At 61.1% G+C, this 6995-nt stretch carries 7 protein-coding genes; 4 read left to right on the forward strand and 3 right to left on the reverse strand.

Going from position 1 to position 6995, the window contains the following annotated elements; genetic code table 11:
* Window positions 1–8 precede the first annotated feature (8 nt).
* The gene (locus GG26_RS05720) at window positions 9–1748 is read right to left on the reverse strand and encodes a SpoIID/LytB domain-containing protein (protein WP_011430086.1); all 1740 of its coding nucleotides are present in this window, start codon (window positions 1746–1748) and stop codon (window positions 9–11) included.
* Between the two features lie 66 nt (window positions 1749–1814).
* Here GG26_RS05720 and GG26_RS05725 point away from each other — a divergent pair, with 66 nt between their 5' ends.
* The gene (locus tag GG26_RS05725; protein ID WP_049749741.1) at window positions 1815–2246 is read left to right on the forward strand and encodes a DUF1818 family protein; all 432 of its coding nucleotides are present in this window, start codon (window positions 1815–1817) and stop codon (window positions 2244–2246) included.
* Window positions 2247–2304: 58 nt separating this feature from the next.
* On the opposite strand, the gene GG26_RS05730 is transcribed toward GG26_RS05725, so the two are convergent.
* Together GG26_RS05730 and GG26_RS05735 are read right to left on the reverse strand one after the other, a co-directional pair.
* On the reverse strand, window positions 2305–2682 hold the full coding sequence (locus GG26_RS05730; protein WP_414389314.1) for a hypothetical protein: 378 nt from the start codon (window positions 2680–2682) through the stop codon (window positions 2305–2307).
* A gap of 53 nt (window positions 2683–2735) precedes the next feature.
* Window positions 2736–3731: an AAA family ATPase gene (locus GG26_RS05735; protein ID WP_414389317.1), complete on the reverse strand. Its 996-nt coding sequence runs from the start codon at window positions 3729–3731 to the stop codon at window positions 2736–2738.
* 129 nt (window positions 3732–3860) lie between these two features.
* On the opposite strand from GG26_RS05735, the gene GG26_RS05740 reads away from it, so the two are divergent.
* The 3 genes from GG26_RS05740 to GG26_RS05750 form a co-directional block, all read left to right on the forward strand.
* On the forward strand, window positions 3861–4301 hold the full coding sequence (locus tag GG26_RS05740) for an RrF2 family transcriptional regulator (RefSeq protein WP_011430089.1): 441 nt from the start codon (window positions 3861–3863) through the stop codon (window positions 4299–4301).
* A gap of 153 nt (window positions 4302–4454) precedes the next feature.
* Window positions 4455–5369 (forward strand): S1 RNA-binding domain-containing protein, encoded by a 915-nt coding sequence (locus GG26_RS05745; protein ID WP_011430091.1) that lies wholly within the window; start codon window positions 4455–4457, stop codon window positions 5367–5369.
* A gap of 500 nt (window positions 5370–5869) precedes the next feature.
* On the forward strand, window positions 5870–6995 hold a 1126-nt coding region (locus GG26_RS05750; RefSeq protein ID WP_414389320.1), incomplete at its 3' end, for an S-layer homology domain-containing protein.

A 6995-nucleotide genomic window follows, 5' to 3' on the forward strand; every position in this document is an offset into this window, starting at 1 on the left:
CGTGCCCCCTATCTCTGGTAGCCGGACCAGGACTGCGCCTGGCTACTGTCAAAGGCCAGGGAAACCTCAGGCAACTGCAGGGAGAGGGATCCCAGCTCGGCCAGGGTGGTGCCGGGGTAGTAAAAGGCGAGGATTTGCGCCGCGTTCAACCCCCGCCGCGCCAGGGTGTAGGCGCCGTACTGGCTCAGCCCCACCCCGTGGCCAAAGCCGCCGCCGATAAAGCGGTAGCCTGTCAGCCGCCCGCTCTGTTTCAGGGGTTCCACGCGAAACAGAGTGCTGTACAGGCGGGGAAAAGCCAGGCGCACCTGATCCTTGCGCAAAAGAATCGAGTGGAGCCCTTGGGGCGTCTGCAAGTCCACGTGCAGCGCCTGCACCCGACCACTGACCGAGCGCTCCAGGACGTGCAGCCCCTGGATGGTCATCCACTCGGGGAGAGGGATCCCGAGGTACTCTTGAGCGGCCCGCAGTTGGGCGTTTAGCTCCTCCAGCGACTGAGAAAACTCCCAGCGGAAGAGGCGCGATACCCCTGCTTCGTTGAAACCCTCCCGCCGGGCCAGAAAGGCCTTGAAGTCGCTCTCCTGCCGCAAATCGAAGGGCTGATCGGGCTGGTGGGCGATATCCACCTGCGGGCGCAGGTAGGGGCGCGGCTCTCCGTCCCAAACCTCTTCAAAGCCTGCCGAGATGCCGCCGTTGGTGGAAGAATAAACGGCATCCACCAGCTCGCCCTTGTAGGTGAGCACCAGGCCGCTGGTCTGGCGAATCGCTTCGTCGGCCCGCGGATGGGTGCCGCTCAGCCCCTTGTAAACCTGGCAGTGGGTATTGGCACAGAGGTGGTAGTCGTCGATCTGAAAGCGGTGCAGGTTCTTGAGGGCGTAGGTGCGCGCCAAAATTGCCTGGGCGGCCATGGCGGCAAAGGGGGCCCCTGGCCCCACCTCATGGGGCACCACCCCCCGTAAATAGGTTTCCAGGGGCACGGCGTTGACCACCGTATAGCTGCCGTAGGCATTGGGCTGAATGGTAATGGATCCGGCATAGTAGCGGTCGTTCACCCGCAGATAGCCGGCATCGGAGGTTACCCTCAGGCGGGTGCGATGGTAGCGAAAATGCTCATGTACCCAGCTCAGCTCCGCCCGTTCGCGCCGCTCCTGCACCTCCAGCCGCACCTGAGGGATCCCTTCTTTCTGGGCATACTGCTGAATCTGGATTAGTTGTTGGGGAGTGTAGGCGCGGCTGGCCCACACCTGCCATTCCTGCGGTTGGGCGATCTCGGTGCGGATGCCCAGAGATTCCCAGGAGTTGGCGCTGGCCTCGGCGCTCTCGAAGCTTTTGTGGCTGCTGAGGATGAGGCGGTACACGGTTTCCGGGCTGGCCAGGGCGCGGTTGACGATCCCAACCGTAACTTGTGGGAGCCGCTGCCTCTGGGTGCTGCCGTCTGCCTGGGCAAATTCCAGGGTGAGGAAAGACCCCAGCGGCGCTGCCAGCTCCACCTGATCTTGCTCAGAACGGCCAAAGCGTTGCACAATGCCCACGTGCAGGATCGGGTTTTCGGGGGTGGCCGCTGCAGACAATTGCGCTGGCAAGACAGGATCTTCGGCCTCTTTGCGAACCCCGGTCGCGTCAGCGGCACGGAGCACCAAGGCTGTCAGCAACAGGCCCAAGCCGGAAATGAGGCTGCTCTGTTTGCGCCAGCGGAGCGGAGTCCTTAAAAACCGGCGAGGTTGGGCAGTAGGAGACTGACAACTGGCCATGGCCGCTTTATCCTGACAACACACCCTGTCGATTGTACCCGCATCTTTTCTGGCCTAGCCGCAGCGATGGATGCTCCTCTCCCCTCTACCTCCCTGCTTTTTACCGGAAACGACGGTGGATTCTCGAACCTGCCTCCTCCTGCTCTACGCAAGGGATCCGGCTGGCGGTTGGGCTGGGATCCTGGGCGCTCCCCTTTTGTGGCCCTGGTGGGAGGAGAGACTTGGGCGTTGGAGCTAACCCTAGAAGAATGGCAAGCATTTGTGCAGGGGGTGTATCGTCTGCAGCAGGATATGGAAGCTGTCGCCTCCCAACTGATGGCCGAGGAGAGCATTACGCTGGAGCAGACCTTTCCTGCCCTCACGTTGGTTGCCAGTGGCAGCGCCACTGCTTGGGGCCTCTATCTCCAGTTGCACCAGGGCCGGCGGGGTGAGGGTTTCTGGCCAGCAGAAGTTGTCCCGGAGCTGTGTCGTGCCCTCGACCAATTCCAGGAGTGCTGACCCGCCGCCGCTTGCAGGTTTTGGGGAGGAACCCAAGGCAACTCAGGTCAAACTCCAATCAATTGCTGAAGAAAAGATACTTGATAAACCCTGAGGCCACCCCAACGACTAGGGCCACGATCGCGCCGCGGCTGATGAACTCCTGTTGGTCAAGCCGCTTGCTGTAGCCATCCATTTTGCCGCTTAGCTCCGCGATTTTCACTTCCAGGCTGCTACGGCTGAGGTCGATCTTGGCTTCCAGCTCGTTGCGAGCGCCTTGGATCTTGCTCTCTAGGTCGTTGCGAGTGAGGTCGATCTTGGCTTCCAGGTCGGTTTTGACCAGCCGGATCTCGCTTTTGATCTCCGTCACCTGGATTTCCAACTTGCGGTCGATTCCCTCCAGCTTTTTGTCCAAAGCCAGGATGAGGTCTTTAATTTCTTGATTGGGATCCGACATCCGCAGTTCTGCCCAAGACCGCTGGCTCCTATTATCGCCTAAGGGATCCCTCCTCAAACTGGCGGCTCAACCGTTGCCACGATGTCGCGGATGACGGCCTCTGCCTCCTGCCGTCGGTTGCTCGTCATGTCCCCAGATCCGGCCAAAGAAATGCGATGGGCCAGCACCGGCACAAACAAAGCTTGCAGATCTTCCGGTAGGCAAAAGCTCCGCCCTCTCACCAACGCCTGCGCCCGTGCTGCCCTTGCCAAGGCCAACGCCCCGCGGGTGGACACGCCGGCCCGCAACAGCCTGGAGGCACGCGTCGCCTGCACCACCTGCAGCAGATAGTCGGCCAGGGATCCATCCAGGTACACCTGATCCACCGCCGCCTGGATCTCCCGCAGCTCCGCCAGGGAAAGCACCGGCTGGAGAGCCTCCACCGGCTCTGCCTGCTGTCGCTGCAGCAGCAAAGCCCGCTCCACCTCAGGGCTGGGGTAGCCGATGGACAGCCGCACCAGAAACCGATCCAACTGGCTTTCCGGGAGGGGATAGGTGCCGTGATACTCCAAGGGGTTTTGGGTGGCCAACACCATAAAGGGACTGGGCAGCGGGTAGGTGCGGTTGTCCAGCGAAACCTGCTTTTCCGCCATTGCCTCTAGCAGGGCACTCTGGGTGCGGGGAGAGGTGCGATTGATCTCGTCGGCCAGGATGACATGGGCAAAAATGGGGCCTGGGCGAAATTCAAACTCCCCTTTCTCTTTGTTGAAAAGGGTGAGGCCAAGAATGTCAGTCGGCAAGAGGTCGCTGGTAAATTGAATTCGCTGAAACTTGGCCCCCAAGCTGCGGGCAATGGCCCGCGCCAACGTGGTTTTGCCTACTCCCGGCACGTCCTCCAGGAGGACATGGCCTTCCGCCACCAGGGCCGTCACCACGGCCTGCACCACCCGTGGCTTGCCTTGAAACACCGACTCGACGTTGGCGATCAGCTTGCCGATCTGCTGCCGCAAAGTTTGCAATCGCTCCGCCGGGATCCGCGCTGAACTGGACAGGGTGCCAACACTTGCCATAAACCACTCCCAAAGGGGCCTATTCCACCATACAGGCCCAACCCACCGGCAACCCAAAGGGGATCCCACAAAACCCCGGTGGAAAACCGGAGTATCATAGACCTGATCCTTGCAGGAAGGATGGGTATTTTGGAACTGTCTTGTAAAAGTGAGTACGCTCTCCTGGCCCTTCTGGAGTTGGCCCAGCACTACCATGACGGCCGGGTATTGCAGATTAAGGAGATCGCAGCCCACCAGTCGATTCCCGACCGCTATCTGGAGCAGTTGCTGGCCACGCTGCGCAGGCAGGGCCTGGTACGCAGCCAGCGGGGCGCCAAAGGAGGTTACTCTCTGGCTCGACCGCCCTGGCAGATCTCCCTATTGGACATCATTCAGGCCATCGAGGGAGAAGATCTCACCCGCCCCCGCGACTTGCCCAGCGGCGATCTCTCGCCGGAGCGCCAGGTGCTCTGGCAGGCTTGGCAAGATGCCCAGGCGGCAGCGGTGGGCATTCTCCAAAAAACGACCTTGCAAGACCTCTGCGACCGGCAGGCGCAACAGCAACAGGCCAGGTTGATGTACTACATCTAGAGGAAGCTGCCGGTGTCGATGCCCTGGGCTTGGCCTCCTCTCAAGAGGGTGAGTACCTCTTCCCGCCGAGGCGGACGAGAGGGGCTGGGATCCCTGTCAAGTTTTGGGTTATCCTGAAACCCATTGCCTCTTGAATTGCTTCCTTTGCATTCCATGACCTTTCGCTCCCCTCGCTCTCAGGCTGCCGATACGTTTTCTTCGGAAGATTTTGCCAAGGCTCTGGAGGCGCAAAGCCTTGACTTTCGACCGGGACAGGTGGTGCGAGGCCGCATCTTCCAGCACCAGAACGATGGGGCGCTGGTGGATATCGGCGGCAAGTCGCCGGCCTTTTTGCCCCTGAAAGAAGCCGGGATCCGCTCAGGAGAGGATTTGAGCGAGCTTTTTCCCCTCAAAAGCGAAGCCGATTTTCTCATCTTGCGAGAGGACTCGGAAGGGCAAATCGTACTCTCGGCGCGGCGGCTGCGGCTGAAGCGACTTTGGGAGGAGCTGGCCGAAAAACAGACCAACGGCCAGACGGTAACTGCCCTGGTGATCGGCACCAACAAGGGCGGGGTTCTGGTGGACGTGCAGGGGCTGCGGGGCTTTATTCCTCGCTCGCATCTCAACCAACGGGAAAATCTAGAAGAGCTGGTGGGCCAATCGCTGACCGCCAGTTTGTTGGAGGTCAACCCCGCTGCCAACAAGCTGGTGCTCTCCCAGCGAGTAGCGCGACAAGCTGAGAGCCTGGGAATCTACACCACCGGTCAGGTGGTGCGGGGCAAGGTCAGCGCCCTCAAGCCCTTCGGCGTTTTCGTGGAGCTGGAGGAGGGGGGCAGCGGGCTGTTGCCCATCAAGCAGGTCAGCCAAAGCTTTGTCGCCTCCTTATCCGACTTGTTCCAGCCCGGTCAGCCGCTCAAGGCCGTGGTCATCGATGTGGATGAGGCCAAAGGGCGGGTAGCGCTCTCTCTGCGGGTGTTGGAAAAATACCCCGGCGAGGTGTTAGAGCAACTGGCCCTCATTACCGAGGAAGCTGAAGAGCGGGCCGGCAAACTGAAGGGGAGAATCACGTCCGAGGGCAAGGTCATTTAACCCATACCGACTGCCAAGGCGCTCCTGGGCGAGCCTTCCGGATCCCTGGGCTGGGCCTCACCCAAGACTTGGCGCCGATCCCCCAATCCCGCCAGCAGCAGGGGACCTTTCGTAGCCACCGGCTGTGGAAACAGCACCCCTTATCCCTGATGCTCAGCTTCCCTCTCCTTCTGGGAGGGGGGCTGGATCCTATGTCCTGCCAGCATCAACTCCCTGGCACTGCGGAGCCCTGGGGGGCTGTTTCAAACTTGTACAGAGTGGCAATGCCGTGAACAGCAACTGAGGCTGGGGTGTTGTCTATACGCGATGCTGGCGCAACAGAGATGAAGAGATTTCCTTACCAATCCTCCGCTATTGCGTTTCCATGCAAATCTTAGGTTGGAAATGCTCAAATTAGGACACAGCAAGGGTTTTAGCTATTGCCGCCACTGAGGAAATAGCCAGAATAAGAGTAGCTATTGACCCAGCAATGGGCGCTACGACAACTTGGTGAATGCACGATGTTTCCCTCTCTGTTGACCCCACGCACAGCCGGCCTACTCCTATCGGGAGCCGCACTGGGCATCCACTGCCAGGTGGCCATGGCCGCTCCTTTTCGCGACACCTTTGGCCACTGGGCGCAAGCCTATATCGAGACCCTCTCCTCTCAAGGGGTGTTGAACGGCTTCCCGGATGGCACCTTCCGTCCCAACGAGCCGGTGACCCGCGCTCAGTTTGCCACCCTTGTCACCACTGCCTTTCGCCTTCGCAACACCTCTGGTACCTTCATCGGCTTTCGGGATGTGCCTCCCAGCCACTGGGCGGCCAATGCTATCTCCACGGCGGCAGCCAACAACTTGGTGGCCGGCTTCCCAGACGGCACCTTCCGACCCGAACAGCCCGTTACTCGCACCGAGGCGCTGGTGATCCTGACTAACGCCCTTGGCAACACGAGTGCCATCCCCGCGGCTCAGCCGAGCGAGCTGTTCAGCCGCTACCGCGACGCGGCAGCCATTCCCAACTGGGCCCTGGCACAACTTGCAGCCGCCAACCGTGCCGGCCTGATTGTCAATTACCCGGATCCTATGCTTTTGGAGCCGAACCGCCCTGCCACCCGTGCCGAGGTGGCCGCTTTTACCCACCAGGCCCTGCTCAATCGGGGATCCCTGGTGGCCCAGAACCCGAGCAGTTGGGTTTCCACCCCCCCGGCGGGCTTTGACCTGCGCCTTTCCACGCTGGCGGCGGGCACCCTGATGCAGACCACCACCCCCTTCAACGAGCGCCTCTTCATCGCCCCCAACGAAACTCGCCCCCTGTCCTTGATCGTCCGCACCCCGATTCGCAACGCCCAGGGGGACATCCTGGTGCCTTTCGGCTCGCGGGTGGATGGCCGCTTTGAGCCGGCACCGGGGGGCACGCGCTTTGTGGCAGAAAGCATCATCGCCAACAACCAACTGTTCCCCTTGGCTGCCCAATCGGATGTGATCCACGATGTTAAGGATCCTCGCTACACCACCACGGGCAAAATCATCCAAGATGCGGCCATCGGCGCGGCAGCGGGCGCCATTCTCGGCTTGGTGACCGGCGACAATGCCATCAGAACCTCCGGGGTACTCCCGCCACAGCGCAGCTTGGCGGGATGGGGGA

It is taken from the genome of Synechococcus sp. 'PEA 65AY6A-5F PE A', from assembly GCF_047462575.1.
Taxonomy (GTDB): domain Bacteria; phylum Cyanobacteriota; class Cyanobacteriia; order Thermostichales; family Thermostichaceae; genus Thermostichus.